Origin of the sequence: Streptomyces cucumeris (assembly GCF_024295805.1) — a bacterium.
Classification (GTDB): Bacteria; Actinomycetota; Actinomycetes; order Streptomycetales; family Streptomycetaceae; genus Streptomyces; species Streptomyces cucumeris.
Window position 1 is genome coordinate 51,802 of sequence record NZ_JANCLX010000034.1, and the last position, 16,599, is coordinate 68,400.

Sequence of the window (16,599 nt, forward strand, 5' to 3'; positions counted from 1 at the left end):
CCCCCCGCCGGCCCGCCCCCCCCCCCCCGCCCCCGCCGGGCCCGCGGCCCCCCCCCCCCCCCCCCCCCCCCCCCCCCCCCCCCCGCCGTGTTACGTGATCGGCCGAGGGCTATGAGCGCTCGGCGATCTCCCCCACCATCTGGGGGTCGAGACCGGTCAGCTCCGCGATCCGGTGCACCGGCAGGCCAGTGGCCAGCGCCTGGTGAACGAGGCGGTCACGGTCCTCCGCGGTGTGCCGGAAGTCCCTCAGCCGGGTCTCGACCGCCGCGATCGCATCCGTGGCACACGCCTGACGAACGGTCTCGGTCTCCTCAGAGGTGAGCGGCAGCGGAAGGCGCTCCGCCTGTTCGGGGATCGAAGCCTCCGCCTCGGGCGGCAGGATGCGCACGTGGCGCGAGTCCGATGTCGTGTCATGGGCCTGGAGCCAGGCCCGCACCGCGGTTGTGTCCAGGCACTCCAGCCGTCCCACCGCGGCCAGCGGGGCTCCCAGCCGCGGACGAGCATCGGGAATCAGGACGAGATAGGCGTCATCAGCCACGTCGGGTACGTCGCTCTCACATCAGTCACCGGTCAGAACAGGGCGATCCTAGCCGCGCGGAGGGGGTCATCCCTTCAGATACGCCAGTACCGCCAGCACCCGCCGGTTGTCTTCCGGTGACTGATCGATCCGCAGTTTCCCGAACACCGACGCGATGTGTTTGGCCACCGCGCTCTCGCTGATGTGCAGGGTATGGGCGATGGCGGTGTTGGAACGGCCCTCGGCCATCAGCTTGAGGACCTGGTGTTCGCGGGGGGTCAGGGAATCGGTACGGCCCCGCTTCTCGCTGCGCGTGAGCAGCTTGGCGATGACCTGGGGATCCATCACCGTGCCACCCGCGGCGACCGTGCGCAGGGCATCGATGAACTGTGCCGTGTGGGTGACGCGGTCCTTGAGCAGATAGCCCACGGCGCCCTCGCCGGAGGCGAGGAGTTCATGGGCGTAGAGCTGGTCGACGTACTGGGAGAGGATCAGGACGGGGAGTGCGGGGCGGTGACGGCGGGCCTCGAGGGCCGCTTGGAGCCCCTCGTCCGTATGCGTCGGCGGCAGCCGGATATCGATCACGGCGACGTCCAGATCGGTCCGGGCGAGGGCCTTCACCAGCGCGGGGCCGTTGTCGACCGAGGCGATGACCTCGCAGCCGTGTTCCCTCAGGGTGCGCGTCAAGCCGTCGCGGAGGAGGAAGAGGTCTTCGGCGAGGACGACACGCACGGGATCTCCAGGGTCACGATGGTCGGTCCGCCCGGCGGACTGTGCAGGGCGAGTGTGCCGTCGAAAGTATCCAACCGGCCCCGGACACCCTGCAGCCCGGTACCGGCCGACAGGTCCGCACCGCCGTGGCCGTCGTCCGTCACGGTCACCCGCAGCCGCTGCCCGTCATGGGCGAGGACGATGTCGACGCGGGTCGCCGCCGCGTGTTTGGCCGTGTTGGTGAGGAGTTCGGACACCGCGAAATAGGCCGCCGATTCAACGGGGGCGGGCAGCCGCACGGGGGGCAGGTCCACCGTCACGTCCACGTCCAGATGACTGTCCAGGGCCAGTGAACGGACCGCGTCGGCCAGGCCGCGGTCCGCCAGGATCGGGGGATGGATACCGTGGACCAGGTCCCGCAGATCCTGCAACGCGCGCTCGGAGGCGGCGCGGACGTCGAGGAGGAGCGCGCGCGCGGTGCGCGGGTCGGTGTCCAGCAGACCGGTGGCCTCGTCCAGGGTGAGTCCCAGCGCCACCAGACGGGCCTGTGCGCCGTCGTGCAAGTCCCGCTCGATACGGGTGAGTTCGGCCGCGTGGACATCCAGGGCGGTGGATCGTGTGGCGGCCAGCCGGGCCACCCGGCGGGTCAGTTCGGTGCTGCGCGGGGCGGACAGCAGGCGGTGTGTGAGACGGGCGTGCAGCGCCGTCGCGACCGGCGCCAGGCGCAGGCCCGCCACCAGGAGGGCGACTCCGAGGAGCAGGGCGGTGACCATGGTGGCCGACGTCGTGACGGGTACGAAGGCGTACCAGTTGCCGTCGCCCAGCCGACGCCATACGAAGGGCTGGACGAGCGCGCCGAACAGCCCGTACTCGGCCAGCGCGAGCGGAACCGCCGCGAGTACCCCGCCCGTCCACGGCTCCAGCCAGGCCCAGCGCAGATCGTGCCAGAAGCCGTCGTCCGCGAGGATCGCGGCACTGCCGCGCCGGGCCGTGGTGTCCGCGTCGTGCGGGAGGGGGTCGGGAGGGCTGAGCGGGCGGCCGGACCAGCGGGCCGCGCGGTCCCGGTACCGGTCGGATACGCGGCGCAGGAGCCGGGCGGCCGGAGGCAGGGCCCAGAAGCCGACCCCGAGCGGTATGAGCAGCAGCGCCCCGCCGACCAGCATCCCGGCACCGATCACCGCGAGACCGTTCAGCCCGAGCAGTTGACAGCGCCCGAGGGCGACCCACCGCTCGCGTCGGAAACGCACCGCCCGCATGACCCCCGCCCCGCTCACCCCGCCGTCGCCGTGATCGTAACCGGCGCGGTCCGCCGTACGCGCCACACCCACGGCACCGCCGCCACCGCGCACGCCAGGCCGAACAGGACCATCGGTACCGCCTTGCCCTTCTCCTCGTCCATGAAGCAGAGCATCCCCAGGTTGACCAGGGCGTGGAAGGCGCCCGCGCAGAGCAGGCGGACGGGCCCCCGCGCCTGGTCCAGGGCCAGGCCCAGGATGACGGACATCGCGGTCGTGGCCAGCAGGAAACCCGCGGCGTAGGCCGGACTCCCGGCCAGCGCCTGGACGTGCCACAGGCCCCACAGCACCCCGACCGCCGCCGACGCGGTGAACGGGCCGAACCGGGTGCGCAGCAGGGGCTGCAGGAAGCAGCGCCAGCCGATCTCCTCACCGCACGCCCCGACCAGTTGGGCGAGAGCGATGAGGAGGAAGGGGTGGTGGAGGGTGAGCGGGTCGGTGGCATGGGCCGCGCCGCTGAGGACGGCGTACGCGCCGGCCGACAGGAAAATGATCAAGGGGGCGGTGGCGAGCAACGGCAGCCCCGGTGCGGCCACTCCCCCGGCGGATCCGGAAAGCAGGCCACGGGTCCGGGACGGCCACACCAGGGCCGCGACGGCCACGGCCAGTGCCGGACCGAACTGGGTCAGCTGAACGACCTCAGTGGGAATACGGGTGGCCGGCTGCACGGCTGCCAGCACCCCGGCCGCCACGAACGCGACCGTCCCGTAAACCGCTGCCATTGCTATCCATCGCTGTCTCGTCTGCATGCCCTCGACGATGCCGGGCCGCCGGCGAGCGCGGACTGCACCTGGTTGCCCGATCACCCTGTATCCAGCACCACCCCCCCGGCGGCCGAACGCGCCGATCACGGAACGGTTAGGGTGAACGGGGAGACGGACAATTCTGTACTGGCCAGGGAGGGTTGGATGAGGGGCAACCATGTGTCCCCACCGGGAACCCCAGGCGCGGTGGATGACACCGAAACCACACAACAGCGCATAGCGCCCGGGCCGCGGATCGACAGCCGCACCGTGAGAACGGCGCTGCTGTGGCTGATGATGCTGGCCTGCATCGCCTGGGTGGTCGTCGTCGGAGTGAGCTTCCTTCAGCTCGACCACGACCTCGAGCATCCGTCGCCCGAGAACGGCCTCTCCGACTGGCTGTGCTCCGGACAGACCCGCACCTGCCGGCCCTGAAGGCACCCGCGGCTTCGCCCTGGCGGGGATCGGGCCCGTGCCGATGCCCAGAAGGGCCGGCGGCTCAGTAGATGATCGAGACGATCTGGCAGGCGGCTTCGGCCAGTTCGCGGTCTCCGTCGATACGCGCGCGGGCCACAGCGGTGGCGGGCTGGATGCCCCGGGTGCACAGCTGCCAGGCGGTCTCGGTGTCCCAGCGGACCGTGGCGGACAGATGTCCGGCGGCCTGCTCGGCCAGCGACCAGCCGTCCCCTGCGAGTGTCGCGGTCCAGGTACCGCCTGCCGGGCCGTCGACGCCCACCTGGATCCGGGTACCTGCCGGGGCGTGGACCACACGCAGCGTATGGGGCAGCGCCCGCATGAAGGTATCCAGGACGACGGACAGGAACTGCTGATCGGGGTCGGTGTCCTGGCCGACGGCATGGCGGATCTGCTGGCGGTGGGTCCAGTACTCGGTGAAGTCCCGCGCGCTGTCCAGCCACATCGGCGCCGGATCGGCACCGGCCCAGGACACCCCCAGCGACGGGGCGGCGAGGTCGACGGTCTCGTAGAAGCGGACGATCTGCCCGCCGACGAGATCGAGTGTGTCGGTGAGCGCGGGCGGGCTCACTCGGCGGTGGGCGTCGACCCACTCCTGGTTGATGCGGTGGATGAACCGCTCCAGCGTCTCGCCCGGTGCGAAGCCGGGCCCTTCGGTGTGGCCGTCGCGATCGCGGGCGAGGCGCCCGTAGAAGTCGCCCAGGAGGTGGGCGGCGAGGTCGCGGACGCTCCAGCCCGGCACCGCCTCCTCGCGCCACTCGGCGGGCGACAGACCGCGCAGTGTGGCCATCAGCGCGGCCTGCTCAGGAGCGAAGAGGGCACGGGCGTCGATCGGGTCGCCGAGCCAGGCATGGCCCGGCGCATTGCTGAGCTGGGAGTTCATAGCCCAACCCTGCCAACCGGTGTGCCCGGCCGACCACTGGATATCCCAAGGACGCGCGGGCCGCTAGACCGTGCCGGTGAAGTCGGCCATCACCCCACGCCACCGCTCGACGACGGCGGCGTTCGGCAGGGCGTGACCGTAGCCGCCGAGGAAGACGCTCTGGGCTCCGGGGATGGTCTCGGCCAGCGCCCGGCCGTGCTCGACGGGGACGATCGGGTCATCGACCCCGTGGATGACCAGGGTCGGCACATCGAGCGTGCGCAGGCGGGGCGCGAGGTCACCCATGGCGGCCGTGGCGGTGAGGACCGGCCCGCTGGGGTCCGGGCGCATCGGGTCGATCGCGCGGTCGAACTCCCGGGTCAGGGTGCGGCGGCACTCCCCCAGGTCGTATTCGGTGGTTCCGGCCACGAAGGCGTACATCCGGAAGCGGGCTTCGATGAACGCCTCGCGGGTGGTGGGCGGAGTGGCCGTCAGCTCGGCGTTGAGGGCGCCGAGTTGCTCCAGGAACCGCGGGTGCGGTGGCGGGGAGAAGAACAGGGGCCGACCGGTCAGGGCGGAGGGGTTCGCGGCGAGCGCCGAGCTGGTGGAGACCAGGGTCAGCGAGGACACCCGGGGACGGTGGTCCAGGGCCATCAGCTGGGCGACGAGGCCGCCCATGGAGAGACCGACGACATGCGCGGTGTCCACGCCGTAGGCGTCCAGCACCGCGACGGCGTCACGGGCCAGATCATGGCAGTCATAGGGGGCCTTGTCGAGGTCCACCAGGCCGGATTTGCCCGTGTTGCGGTGGTCGTAGCGGATGACGTACCGGCCGTCCGCCGCCAGACCATGGCACAGGCTGTCCGGCCATCCGATGGCCTGGGCGTTCCCTCCGGTGATGAGCAATACGGCGGGGGCGGCGGGGTCGCCGAAGTCCTCGCTCCACAGTTTCAGCTCACCGGCATCGACGATCTTCTCGGACATGTGATCCTCGCGTTCCTCGCATGGGCGGAGTGGTCGGAGACGGACGGCCGAAGCTCTGGCCCCGGTTTCAGCGGTCATGCGTCTCAGCGCTCCGGTGAAGGTCTCCATGGTCGGGGTGGTGCGCGGGGCGACCGATGAGCACTCACTACTCACCTTCCGCCGGGCGGCCCTGACCGGCCCGGCGGTGGCGCTCGATCAGCCGGTGAGGAGGTGGCCGACGGCCGCGATCCCGTCGGCGATGGCACGTTCGCCGACGTCTCCGAAGCCGAGGACGAGTTGCGCGGGTGTGGCCGCGTGCGAGGCACGGCAGGCGCTCATGCCGTAGAGGCCGATGCCGCGTGCGCGGGCGGCGGTGACGACCTGATCCTCTTGGACACCGGCAGGCAGATGGGCGACGGCGTGGAAACCGGCGGCGAGCCCGGTGAGCGGCAGTCCGGGGGCGTGTGCGGCGAGGGCGGCGAGCAGGGTGGTGCGGCGGGCCGCGTAGATGGTGCGCATCCGGCGCAGATGGCGGTCGAAACGCCCGGACTCGATCAGTCTGGCCAGGGCGAGCTGGTCGAGTGTGGAGGTGCCGCGGTCGCTGCGGTGCTTCTGCTCGGTGATCGGTCCGGTGAGTTCGGGCGGGCAGACCATCCAGCCGATGCGGAGGGCGGGGGCGAGCGACTTGCTGACGGTGCCGAGCGATATGACACGGTCCGGCGCCAGGCCCTGGAGCGCGCCGACGGGTTCGCGGTCGTACCGGAACTCGGCGTCGTAGTCGTCCTCGAGGATGATCGCGTCATGGTCCCTGGCCCATGCGAGCAGGGCCAGTCGGCGCTCGGGGGCGAGGACAACACCTGTCGGCCACTGGTGGGCCGGGGTCACCACGACGGCACGGGCGTTCGTGGCGGCCAGCGCCCGGAGGTCGATTCCGTGCTCGTCCACCGGCACGGGAACCGCCCGCAGGCCCGCCGCGGCGGTGGCCGCGCCGACGGTGGCGGGTGAGCCGGGGTCCTCGAAGGCCACGGTGCGCACACCGTGGCCTTCGAGGACCCGTAGCGCCAGGCCGAGGCCCTGGGCGTATCCGTTGCAGACGACGATGTGGTCGGGGTCGGCCGCGGCGGCCCGCACCCGGCGCAGATACCCGGCCAGGACCTCACGCAGCATCGCGCTGCCGCGCGGGTCGCCGTAGTCCAGCTCGGCCGTCGGCATGGCACCTGTCGCCTCGCGGAGGGCCCGGAGCCAGTCCTGGACGGGGAAGGACGCCAAGTCCGGTACGCCCCACCGGAAGTCGGCCACCAGTCGCGGAGCGGCGGCCCGCGGCGGCGCGGCGCTCGGCGGGGCCGCGGCGCCCGCCGCCACCCGGGTCGCGGAGCCCGGTCGGGTGACCAGATAGCCCTCGGCCTGGAGTTGGGCGAAGCACTCCTGCACCAGACCGCGGGACAGGCCGAGCGTCCGGGCGAGTTCGCGGGACGACGGCAGCCGTTCACCGACCCGCAGACGGCCGGAGCGGATGGCGTCACGCAGTCCGTGCTCCAACTGCGCGCGCAGCGGCCGGCCGGACGAACGGTCGACGGTCAGCAGCAGTTCGGGCGGGGAACTGGACCACTCCGGAAGCATGGAACTGGACCTTATCGGCGATCCGGTCGGGCGCTTAGCGTCCTGCCGTGACCGACACACAGCACCCGACTCCCCCGCCGCTCACGCCGCCCCGTCCGCCGTTGCTGACCCGGCCGTTGCTGCTGCGCTTCGTGTCGATCCTGGGCGCCTCGACCAGCTTCCACCTGCTGCTGCCCGTGGTCCCCGGCTATGCCGCGAGCGGCGGCGGAGGCGGCGGGACGGCCGGATCGGCCACCGGCGCTCTGATGCTCACGACCGTGGTGGGTGAGCTCGCCACACCCGCCCTGGTCAACCGCTACGGCTACCGGGCCGTGCTCGCCGTCGGCCTGGGTCTGCTGGGCGCACCGGCGCTGGCCTTCACCGTCTCCCGCGACCTGTGGTGGATCGTCGTGGTCTGCCTGCTGCGCGGTCTCGGTTTCGCGTTCACCGTGGTCGCGGGCGGCGCGCTGACGGCCTCGCTCATCCCGGCCGAACGGCGCGGTGAGGGGCTGGCCCTGGTCGGCATCGTCAGCGGGGTGCCCTCGGTCCTGGCGATGCCACTGGGCGTGTGGCTGGCCGCCCACGCGGGCTACGGGGTGGTCTTCGCCGCCGGGGCCGTGGCCGCGCTCGCCGCGATCCCCACGGTGCCCGGTCTGCCCGACCGGGTTGGTGCCTCGGGACGGCCACTCGGGATGGCCGAGGGGCTTCGGACGGCCGAACTGCTGCGCCCCGCCGTGACGTTCGCGGCCACCGCCCTCGCCGCCGGGATCATCGTCACCTTCCTGCCGCTGGCGGTCCCCGCCTCGGCGGCGGGACTGGTGTCGGTGGCGCTGTTCGTTCAGCCCGCGGCGGCCACGCTGGCCCGCTGGCTCGCGGGGCGGCACGCGGACCGGCACGGCCCCGCCGGCCTGGTCCTGCCCGGTCTTCTGCTGTCGGCCGTCGGCACGCTGCTGATGGCGTCGACCGGCAGCCCGGTGGCCGTGGTGGTGGCGGTCGGCGTGTTCGGAATCGGCTTCGGCATCGCCCAGAACGCCACGCTGAACCTGATGTACGCGCGTGTGCCCGCCACGGGATACGGCACGGTCAGCGCGCTGTGGAACGTCGCCTACGACGCGGGGATGGGCGTCAGCGCCGTCGCGTTCGGCTGGGTCGTGGCGGGTACCGGCTACCCCTGGGCCTTCGTGCTGACCGCGGTGGTGATGCTGGGTGCCCTCGGCCCGGTGCTGGCCGACCGGCGCACCGCTCCCGAGGCACCAGAGCCGCCGCCACGGTGACCGCGACGTCCTTGCGTCTGTCACCCCTCGCGGTTGTCCAGCCGTAGCTCGGCCTCCCGCTCCTGATCGCCGGAGACGGACCCGATGTCCTGGACCGCGAAGGCGGACGCGAGGCCCGCCAGCAGCCGGTCGACGGCCCAGTAGCCGCCCTGGGCGCTGACCGTCACCGGCTCCGTGAGCCGGGGCGGCGCCGCCGGGGCGGGCGCCTCGAAGACATCGACGGTCGCGGCCCAGACGATCGTTCCCGTCCCCGCCGGGTCCCGGGGTTCGTCGTCTCTGGCCCGGTCGGTGTGGAACATGGTGTCGAGCGCGGTGAAGACGGTCTGTGCGTCCCCGGGCGGGCAGCCGCAGACCTCCACCTGGACCCACGTCGCACCCTCACTGGTCGGTGGGGTCTCTTCCGTGTCGTTCACTGTGGCCTTCCTCTGCGCATGGTGCTCGCGGCTCGCGGCCCTCCGGCGTCGGCGTGCCGTACGGCGATGGACACGTACCCGCACCAACGGCCATCGTCACGGGGACCGGAGCGAAGTGGGCACTGAAGGGGCGCCCCGTCAGCCGCACGGCCGAGCGGCCATGCCCCGGAATTCGGAGGCGCCGGACCCGCCCGGGGGCTGACAATGGCGCGCATGGTCGTCTTCCGCTGCCGTCGCTGTCACGGCGATGTCACCGCACCCGTCCAGGAGATACCGCTGCCCGATGCGGACGAGACCCCGGCGCCGTACGAGGTGCCGGAGGGTGAGGAGTGCCCGCCGCGGATGCGGCCGGGGACCTTCGCCTACGATCCGCCGGAGGCAGGCGAGCGAGTGTTCCGGCCACAGGTCACGGGGGCTGCCCTGGGTCTCCGCCGGGCGGGGCTGGAGGGGATCGTGCTGGCCCGGGCCGATGTGCGCGGAACCGAACTCATCTCGCTGCGCGGACGGCTGAACGGCTGCTGCGGTCTGGACGGCTGTGACGGCCCGAACCTCGTCTGCCGTGGCTGCGCCGCCGAAGTGGCCACCGAGCGATCCGACTGCTGGACCCTCCAGGAGGTCGTGCTCGTCCCCGACGCGGTGGAGGCAGTCCTCACCGACTAGGACTTGTCCGGGCGATCACGTGACTGCTGCGTGTCTGCGTCGTTGGTTTGGGCATGGGGCGGGGTGATTTGACGGATGCGGAGTGGGAACGGTTGCGGCCGTTCCTGCCGGTCAGCAACGGGCGATGCGGTCGGTGGCGGGATCACCGGCAGGTGATCGACGGCATCCTTCACCGGGTGCGGACCGGTGTGCAGTGGCGGGATCTGCCTGAGCGGTTCGGCCCGTGGAAGACGGTGTATGAACGTCATCGGCTGTGGTCGGCTGACGGCACCTGGGAACGCCTGCTCCAGCAGGTGCAGGCCGCCGCTGACGCAGCCGGTGAGATCGACTGGGACATCGCGGTGGACTCCACGATCGTGCGTGCGCATCAGCACGCGGCCGGAGCCTACACCGACCCGCCACCGGCCCTGGCGTCAAAGGGGGCCCAAGCAGCAGAACACCAGGCCGAGACGCCGTGGCAGAGTCTGCACGCCCGGCTGGCGGAGGTGGTGCGGGAGGTGAGGGCCTGGGCCGCTCGCGCGGTGGGCTCACCAGCAAGCTCCACCTGAGCGCCGACGGCCGCTGCCGCCCGCTGTCCCTGGTCGTCACCGGCGGACAGCGGGCGGACTGCACCCAGTTCCAGCCGGTGCTGGAGAAGATCCGTGTTCCACGGACCGGACCGGGCAGACCACGCACGAAGCCCGACAGCCTTGCCGCCGACAAGGCTTACAGCAACGGGCCCTGCCGCGACTACCTGCGAAGACGGGGCATTCGGCACACCATCTCGGAGAAGGCCGACAGCCAGGCCGCCCGCCTACGCAAAGGCTCACGCGGCGGACGGCCACCCGGCTTCGACGCGGAGCGATACAAGAAACGCAACACGGTCGAGCGGACGATCAACCGGTTGAAGCAGTCCCGAGCCGTGGCCACTCGCTACGACAAACGCGGCTACGTCTTCCTCGGCACCGCCACCACAGCCGCCCTGGTCATCTGGCTCCGAACTTGATCGCCCGGACAAGTCCTAGCTACGGGCGCATCCTCCACGATGACTTCGAGCGCTCTCAGCGCGGCGGTGATCGCCGGTTCCTGCGGGGTGCCGGGCCGGACGGCGATGTCGACGGTGCGCGTGAGCGTGGCGTCGGTGGTGGGCCGCGCGGTGAGGGTGGGCGGGAGGTGCCTCGTGGCCATCCGGGGAAGCAGGACCGGGTGGCCCCCCTTCGCGGCGAGAGCAATCATGGCGTTGAAGTCGGTGCAGGTGTGCCTGATCTCGGGGGTGAATCCGGCAGACCGGCAGGCCTGGAGGACGGCCGCTCCGCACGCGGTGTGCGCGGGGGCGGCGATCCACGGTGCGTCCGCGAGGTTCCGCAGTTCGACCGGATGGCCCTCGGTGCCTGCCGCCGGGTGCTCACGCGGCAGTACGGCGACCAGCGGGTCGATGGCGAGGATGCGTGTTTCCACGCCGTGCGGAGCCGGGGTGGCGAGGTTGGCGTACCGGTAGACCAGTGCGAGGTCGGCGCGGCGCTGGAGGAGCAGACGCACCGCGTCGATGGGCTCCGCCTCGGTGATGTGCACGCGCAGTCCGGGGTGCGTGTGCTCCAGTGACCGGCTGAGCGGAGCGGCCAGCGGGGCGAGGCCGCTGGGGAAGCATGCGAGGTCGAGCCGCCCGACCGGTTCCGCGGCGCCGTGGTGCAGGCGGCTCTCGGCCCGTTCGAGTGCGGCGAGCACCTGCTCGGTGTCCTCGGTCAGCGCACGGCCCGCGGCGGTGAGGGAGATGGTGCGGCCCGTGCGTTCCAGCAGGTGGGCGCCGGTCTCCTCTTCGAGGAGCCGCAACTGCTGGGAGACGGCGGAGGGGGTGACGCCGTGGAGTTCGGCCACCGCTGTCACCGTGCCGTAGGCGGCCAGGTCGCGCAGCAGAACGAGGCGTCGGATATCGAGCATCAGTTCATCTTAAGTGAAAGGTGTAGGTGTTGTAGCTGGACATGAAGTGGCGTCGGAAGCGACGCTGAGCGGCCTGCCCCCGTCACTCGGCATCAGGAGCTGTTTCCCGTGCGCGCCACCGTCATCCACGGCCCTCATGACATCCGCATCGAGGAGGTCCCGGATCCCCGGATCGAACACCCCACCGATGCGGTGGTGCGTGTGCTGAACGCCTGTATCTGCGGCAGCGATCTCTGGGCCTACCGGGGTGTCGCCCCGCGGGTGGCCGGGCAGCGCATCGGCCATGAGTTCCTCGGCGTCGTCGAGGAGAGCGGCTCGGAGGTCACCGGCTTCACGCCCGGCGACCTGGTGCTCGCGCCCTTCGTCTGGTCCGACGGTGTGTGCGTGCACTGCCGGGCGGGGCTGCAGACCTCCTGTCCGCACGGTGGTTTCTGGGGTGAGGTCGGCTCCGACGGCGGGCAGGGCGAGGCCGTCCGCGTGCCGTACGCCGACGGCACGCTGGTGCGGTTGCCCAAGGACGCGGCCACCGACACCGCACTGCTCCCGGGATTGCTGGCGCTGTCCGACGTGATGAGCACCGGACACCACGCCGCCGTCTCGGCCCGGGTAGGGCCCGGGTCCACCGTCGCCGTGGTGGGCGACGGCGCCGTCGGTCTGTGCGGTGTGCTCGCCGCGCGCCGTCTCGGCGCCGACCGGATCATCGCGCTCGGCCGTCACCCGAGCCGTACCGACATCGCCCTCAAGTTCGGCGCCACGGACGTCGTCGCCGAACGCGGTGAGACGGCGATCGAGGCGGTCCGGGAGCTGACCGGCGGCCTCGGCGCACACGCCGTACTGGAAGCCGTCGGTACCGAAGAGGCGATGCGCACCGCGATCTCCATCGCCCGGGACGGCGGCGCGGTCGGCTATGTCGGCGTCCCCCACAGCGGCAGCGCGGGGGTCGACCTGCGCCAGATGTTCAATCGCAACGTCGCCCTGGCCGGTGGTGTGGCCCCGGCGCGCGCCTACATACCCGAGCTCCTCGCCGACGTACTGGCCGGTGTCATCGACCCGGGGCCGGTGTTCGACCACACCGTCGGCCTGGACGGTGTTCCCGGTGGCTACCGCGCGATGGACGAACGATCGGCGTTGAAGGTCCGCATCACGTTCTGACACCTTCCCAACGACACCGAGGAGAGTTCATGAAGATCGCCATCGCAGGCGGGCACGGGCAGATCGCCCGCCGTCTGGGCCGACTGCTCACCGCCCGGGGAGACCGTGTCATCGGGCTCATCCGCAACCCCGGCCACAGTGAGGACCTGGTGGCCGACGGCGTCCAGCCCGTCGTCTGCGACCTCGAGGCGGCTTCGTGCGACGAGGTGGCGGATGCCCTGTCCGGGTGCGATGCCGTCGTCTTCGCCGCCGGGGCCGGACCGGGCAGCGGCGCGGCCCGCAAGCACACCGTCGACCACCAGGCCGCCGTCCTGCTGACCGAGGCCGCGCTGCGGACGGGGATCCGGCGGTATGTGATGGTGTCCACCCGTGGCGCCGGCAGTCCGCCCCCCGCTCACGCCGACGAGGTCTGGGCCGCCTACGTCCACGCCAAGACCGCGGCCGACGAACACCTCATGGCACAGGATCTGGACTGGACGGTCCTGCGGCCCGCGGCCCTCACCGACGATCCCGGGACCGGTGCGGTGCGCATCACGGCGGAGCGCAGCGTCGGCGAGATCAGCCGCGACGATGTCGCCCGGGTGCTGGTCGCGCTCCTGGACACCCCAGCCACCACCGGGCTCGTCCTGGAAGTGGCCCAGGGCTCTGATCCCGTCACCGGTGCGGTGGCGCGCGCCGCGAACCACCGCACCGGCGCGACCGGACGCGGGTAGCGGCCGGGCCCGGGCCTCGCGGCAGGCTCGGCCGGCGGCCGCGGTCAGGGACGTTGCGCGCTTCCGTCGCGATTGCGCAGCAGTGCCCACCGGTCGTGCTCCAGTGGCGCGATCGGGGGGTGGCGCCGTGCGACGGCTTCGTCGAAGTCGACGCCCAGGCCGGGTGCTTCGACGGGGTACAGCGCGCCCTGTCGTGCGCTGATGGTTCCGGGGAACATCTCCTTGGTGGCGTCGGTGTACTCGGCGGCTTCCTGGATGCCGAAGCTGGGCGCGTTGACATCGAGTGCCACGGTGGCCGCGCGTCCGACCGGGCTGACGTCGCCGGGGCCGTGCGGGGCGAGGCGGATCCCGAACATCTCGCAGACCGCGGCGAGTTTGCGGGCGGGGGTCAGTCCGCCGAGGGTGGGGATCCGGATCCGGGCGTAGTCGATGGAGCGGGAGGTGATCAGCTCCAGGTATTGGGCGGGGTCGCTGAACAGTTCACCCATCGCCAGCGGTACGGTGCCGGCCGCCCGCAGGTGCGGGAAGTGTCCGCTGTCCTCGGGGCTGAGCACGTCTTCCAGGAAGAACAGCCGGGCCGGTTCCACCGCGCTGATGAACTGGCGCGCCTGAGCGGGGGTGAGCCGCTCATGGGCGTCGTGCAGGAGCTCGACGTCGTCGCCGACGCGGTCGCGGACCGCGATGAGCGTCTTGGGGACGATGCGCAGATAGGCCTCACCGTCCCAGGGGACCTGGCGGTTGGCGAGCGCGGCGGCCTGCGCGGCGTCGCCGGGATGGGTGCCGTAGGCGTCGGCGCCGGGCAGGGCGACCTGGACGCGGACGTGTTCGAAACCGCTGTCCCGGGCGGCCCGCACCAGTCCGGCGATCTCGTCGGGGTCGCTTCCGCTGACGTGGGTGTAGGCGGTGGCGGCGTGGCGGGCACGTCCGCCGAGCAGGTCGTACAGCGGCAGTCCGGCCGCCTTGGCCTTGATGTCCCACAGCGCCACGTCGATACCGGCCAGCGCGTTGCCGCCGAGTGAACCCCCGCGCCAGTAGGCGCTGTTGAGCAGCAGCCGGTGGATGTCCTCGATGTCGCGGGGGTCACGGCCGAGGAGCAGCGGACCGAGGTAGTCGTCCACGATGGTGCGGATGGCGCGGGTGCGCTGGGGGTCGCTGGCACATCCCAGCCCGTACAGTCCGGGCTCGTTGGTCTCCACCCGCACGATCAGATACGGGCAGCCCTGCGGCGCGGTGAGGAAGGTGCGGACGGCGGTGACACGCAGCTTGCTCTCGCGTACTTCGTGCCAGGGGGCCGGGGCCAGGATCGGGGAGCCGGTGGGATCGGTCGGCCCGTGGTTCATGGGATCACCTCTGTGGTGGAGCGGGGTCGGGCTGTCGGTCGTGTTCGGCGAGCCAGTCGGCGATGTGCGTGGCTGAGGGGAAGCCTTCGTAGTCGCCCGCGTGGCGCACCACTTGGGCGGCGGCGAAGGCGGCCAATCGCAGACCGGTCCGGACGCCGAGCCCGGTCAGCCGGGAGTGGAGCCATCCGGCGTTGAAGGCGTCTCCGGCTCCGACGGAATCGACCAGGTCGCTGACGTGCCAGGCGGGGACACGCACCTGCTCTCCGTCGCAGAGCGCGGTCACCCCGTCGGCGGAGCGTTTGACGATGACGTGCCGTGGTCCCGAGTCGGCCAGAGCGGACACCGCGCGGTCGAGGTCCTGGTGGCCGGTGATGAGTCGGGCCTCGGCCTCGTTGCACAGGAGGTGGTCGACCGAGGGCAGCAGCCGCCGGTACAGGGCGGCGGCCTGCCGCTCGTTCCACAGCTGCGGGCGGAAGTTGGGGTCGAAGCTCACCGGTACGGCGGCGGCGCCCGCGATGGCCAGGGCGCGTTCGGCCGCGGCGGCGGGACCGGGACCGAGGGCCGGGGTGATGCCGGTGAGGTGCACGAACCGCGCGGAGCTCACGGCGTCCTCGTCGACGTCCTCCGCGGTCAGCGCGGAGGCGGCGGACCCGCGCCGGTAGTACAGCACCCGGGCCTCGGTGGTCGGCCTGTCCTTGAGCATCAGCCCCGTGGGGAGATCCGGTGAGCGCCGGATCCTGTTCGTCGTCAGGCCCTCGGCCTCCAGCACCGCGAGGAGGCGCGAGCCGAGCGGGTCGGTGGAGACGCGGGACGTCCACTGGACGTGGTGGCCCAGGCGCGAGAGTCCGATTGCGGTGTTGAGTTCGGCGCCGCCCACCGAGCACCCCAGGTGGGCGGCGGCGTCGAGCAGGCCCGTGGTCGGCGAGAAGCAGACCATGGCCTCACCGAGTGTGAAGACGTCCATCGCCCGCCAACCGTTCGCCTATATGAATGATGTACACACCTCCGAACATAGAAGTCGGAAGGTCTGTCTGTCAATCAGTACCTCGCGCCCCGGCGGTCCTTGACCGGGGCGCGAAGCGGGAGGGGTCAGCGCGCGCGCAGCCGGTGGGCTATCTGATCCACGTCGCGGGCGGCGCGCAGCAGCGTCTCGCCCAGGTCGGCCATGCGCTCGTCGGAGGCGCGCGTCTTCGGGACCGAGCAGCTCAGCGCGTTGATACCGGCCGCAGGACTTCTCAGCGCCACCGCGACACACCGGATCTCCGGGGCGTTCTCGCCGTCGTCCGTCGCGTAGCCCCGGTCACGGATCCGCGCGAGCTCCTCGTGCAGCAGCCCGGGGTCGGTGATGGTGGCGCGGGTCAGGGAGTTCAGCGGCCAGTCCAGCCGGCGGTCCACCTCGCCGGGGTCGAGCGCGGCCAGCAGCGCCTTGCCCAGGGCGGTGGCATGCGCCGGGAGCCGGCGGCCGACGGCCGAGTACAGCCGCACCGCGTGGATGGACTCACGTTTGGCGAGGTAGACGACGTCGCTCCCGTCGAGGCGGCCCAGGTGCACGGTTTCGCCGGTCTCGGCGGCCAGGCGGTCCAGCACCGGGGCGGAGACCGTGATGATGTCGTCGGTCTCGACGTAGGCAGCGCCGGTCAACAGGGCACGTACGCCGAGGTTGTAATTGATGCCACTGTCGTCGGTCTCCACCCAGCCCCGCGCCTCCATCGTCCGCAGAATCGCGTGCAGGCTGCTCTTGGGGATCGACAGGGTCGCGGACATCTCGGCCAGCGAATACCGCCGCCGGCTGGAGCCGAGCAGCTCCAGCACCTCCAGCGTGCGCAATGCCGACTTCACACCGCTCGGCGCCGCCTCGCGCCCCCCGTTGTTCCGCGCGCGATTGCCCTGCTCGCTCACGTGCCCTCCCGATTACGAGTTGATGACGACCAGTGAATGTGAGTCGCAACGAACCTTGACGCTTCAC

18 protein-coding genes are annotated in these 16,599 nt (G+C 71.9%); 6 read left to right on the forward strand and 12 right to left on the reverse strand.

All coding sequences use genetic code 11. The features are described 5' to 3' along the window. Nucleotides 1-109: 109 nt before the first annotated feature. The 4 genes from NMK44_RS34045 to NMK44_RS34060 all read right to left on the reverse strand — a co-directional run bounded on the left by NMK44_RS34045 (nucleotide 110) and on the right by NMK44_RS34060 (nucleotide 3,245). On the reverse strand, nucleotides 110-538 hold the full coding sequence (locus NMK44_RS34045) for a DUF6003 family protein (protein WP_254750428.1): 429 nt from the start codon (nucleotides 536-538) through the stop codon (nucleotides 110-112). Nucleotides 539-604: 66 nt separating this feature from the next. Further along, the gene (locus NMK44_RS34050; protein WP_254750430.1) at nucleotides 605-1,249 is read right to left on the reverse strand and encodes a response regulator; all 645 of its coding nucleotides are present in this window, start codon (nucleotides 1,247-1,249) and stop codon (nucleotides 605-607) included. Beyond that, nucleotides 1,201-2,475, reverse strand: a complete 1,275-nt coding sequence (locus NMK44_RS34055) for a sensor histidine kinase (protein ID WP_254750432.1) — start codon at nucleotides 2,473-2,475, stop codon at nucleotides 1,201-1,203. Before NMK44_RS34055 ends, NMK44_RS34050 begins: the two co-directional genes overlap by 49 nt. 23 nt (nucleotides 2,476-2,498) lie before the next feature. Then, complete coding sequence (locus NMK44_RS34060) at nucleotides 2,499-3,245, reverse strand: CPBP family intramembrane glutamic endopeptidase (RefSeq protein ID WP_254750434.1); 747 nt, start codon at nucleotides 3,243-3,245, stop codon at nucleotides 2,499-2,501. Nucleotides 3,246-3,473: 228 nt separating this feature from the next. On the opposite strand from NMK44_RS34060, the gene NMK44_RS34065 reads away from it, so the two are divergent. Then, the gene (locus tag NMK44_RS34065) at nucleotides 3,474-3,701 is read left to right on the forward strand and encodes a hypothetical protein (protein ID WP_254750436.1); all 228 of its coding nucleotides are present in this window, start codon (nucleotides 3,474-3,476) and stop codon (nucleotides 3,699-3,701) included. A gap of 64 nt (nucleotides 3,702-3,765) precedes the next feature. Here the strand turns inward: NMK44_RS34065 and NMK44_RS34070 are convergent, their stop codons facing one another. The 3 genes from NMK44_RS34070 to pdxR form a co-directional block, all read right to left on the reverse strand. Beyond that, on the reverse strand, nucleotides 3,766-4,623 hold the full coding sequence (locus NMK44_RS34070; protein ID WP_254750438.1) for a maleylpyruvate isomerase family mycothiol-dependent enzyme: 858 nt from the start codon (nucleotides 4,621-4,623) through the stop codon (nucleotides 3,766-3,768). Nucleotides 4,624-4,686: 63 nt separating this feature from the next. Continuing rightward, nucleotides 4,687-5,586, reverse strand: a complete 900-nt coding sequence (locus NMK44_RS34075; protein WP_254750440.1) for an alpha/beta fold hydrolase — start codon at nucleotides 5,584-5,586, stop codon at nucleotides 4,687-4,689. Nucleotides 5,587-5,781: 195 nt separating this feature from the next. Next, on the reverse strand, nucleotides 5,782-7,185 hold the full coding sequence (gene pdxR, locus NMK44_RS34080; protein WP_254750442.1) for a MocR-like pyridoxine biosynthesis transcription factor PdxR: 1,404 nt from the start codon (nucleotides 7,183-7,185) through the stop codon (nucleotides 5,782-5,784). Nucleotides 7,186-7,232: 47 nt separating this feature from the next. On the opposite strand from pdxR, the gene NMK44_RS34085 reads away from it, so the two are divergent. After that, complete coding sequence (locus NMK44_RS34085) at nucleotides 7,233-8,438, forward strand: MFS transporter (RefSeq protein ID WP_254750444.1); 1,206 nt, start codon at nucleotides 7,233-7,235, stop codon at nucleotides 8,436-8,438. 20 nt (nucleotides 8,439-8,458) lie between these two features. Here the strand turns inward: NMK44_RS34085 and NMK44_RS34090 are convergent, their stop codons facing one another. After that, nucleotides 8,459-8,851, reverse strand: coding sequence for a hypothetical protein (locus NMK44_RS34090; RefSeq protein WP_254750446.1), 393 nt, complete (start codon nucleotides 8,849-8,851; stop codon nucleotides 8,459-8,461). Between the two features lie 213 nt (nucleotides 8,852-9,064). Here NMK44_RS34090 and NMK44_RS34095 point away from each other — a divergent pair, with 213 nt between their 5' ends. Continuing rightward, nucleotides 9,065-9,511 carry a hypothetical protein gene (locus NMK44_RS34095; RefSeq protein WP_254750448.1) on the forward strand — a complete coding sequence of 149 codons (447 nt, stop codon included), beginning with the start codon at nucleotides 9,065-9,067 and terminating at the stop codon, nucleotides 9,509-9,511. Between the two features lie 53 nt (nucleotides 9,512-9,564). Further along, a protein-coding gene (locus tag NMK44_RS34100; protein ID WP_374215379.1) for an IS5 family transposase occupies nucleotides 9,565-10,496 on the forward strand; the annotation gives its coding sequence in 2 pieces (ribosomal slippage) (nucleotides 9,565-9,954 and nucleotides 9,957-10,496; 930 coding nt in all). Here the strand turns inward: NMK44_RS34100 and NMK44_RS34105 are convergent. Beyond that, nucleotides 10,439-11,428: a LysR family transcriptional regulator gene (locus NMK44_RS34105; RefSeq protein WP_254750450.1), complete on the reverse strand. Its 990-nt coding sequence runs from the start codon at nucleotides 11,426-11,428 to the stop codon at nucleotides 10,439-10,441. The genes NMK44_RS34100 and NMK44_RS34105 overlap by 58 nt on opposite strands. A 108-nt stretch (nucleotides 11,429-11,536) precedes the next feature. Here NMK44_RS34105 and NMK44_RS34110 point away from each other — a divergent pair, with 108 nt between their 5' ends. Beyond that, the gene (locus NMK44_RS34110; RefSeq protein WP_254750452.1) at nucleotides 11,537-12,580 is read left to right on the forward strand and encodes a zinc-dependent alcohol dehydrogenase family protein; all 1,044 of its coding nucleotides are present in this window, start codon (nucleotides 11,537-11,539) and stop codon (nucleotides 12,578-12,580) included. A 29-nt stretch (nucleotides 12,581-12,609) separates the two neighbouring features. Further along, on the forward strand, nucleotides 12,610-13,293 hold the full coding sequence (locus tag NMK44_RS34115; protein WP_254750454.1) for an SDR family oxidoreductase: 684 nt from the start codon (nucleotides 12,610-12,612) through the stop codon (nucleotides 13,291-13,293). A 44-nt stretch (nucleotides 13,294-13,337) separates the two neighbouring features. On the opposite strand, the gene NMK44_RS34120 is transcribed toward NMK44_RS34115, so the two are convergent. The 3 genes from NMK44_RS34120 to NMK44_RS34130 all read right to left on the reverse strand — a co-directional run bounded on the left by NMK44_RS34120 (nucleotide 13,338) and on the right by NMK44_RS34130 (nucleotide 16,532). Beyond that, entirely contained in the window at nucleotides 13,338-14,633 is a 1,296-nt protein-coding gene (locus tag NMK44_RS34120) for an enolase C-terminal domain-like protein (protein ID WP_254750456.1), read from the reverse strand. Between the two features lie 4 nt (nucleotides 14,634-14,637). Next, complete coding sequence (locus tag NMK44_RS34125) at nucleotides 14,638-15,597, reverse strand: sugar kinase (protein ID WP_254750458.1); 960 nt, start codon at nucleotides 15,595-15,597, stop codon at nucleotides 14,638-14,640. Between the two features lie 125 nt (nucleotides 15,598-15,722). Continuing rightward, on the reverse strand, nucleotides 15,723-16,532 hold the full coding sequence (locus tag NMK44_RS34130; RefSeq protein ID WP_254750459.1) for an IclR family transcriptional regulator: 810 nt from the start codon (nucleotides 16,530-16,532) through the stop codon (nucleotides 15,723-15,725). Nucleotides 16,533-16,599 lie beyond the last annotated feature (67 nt).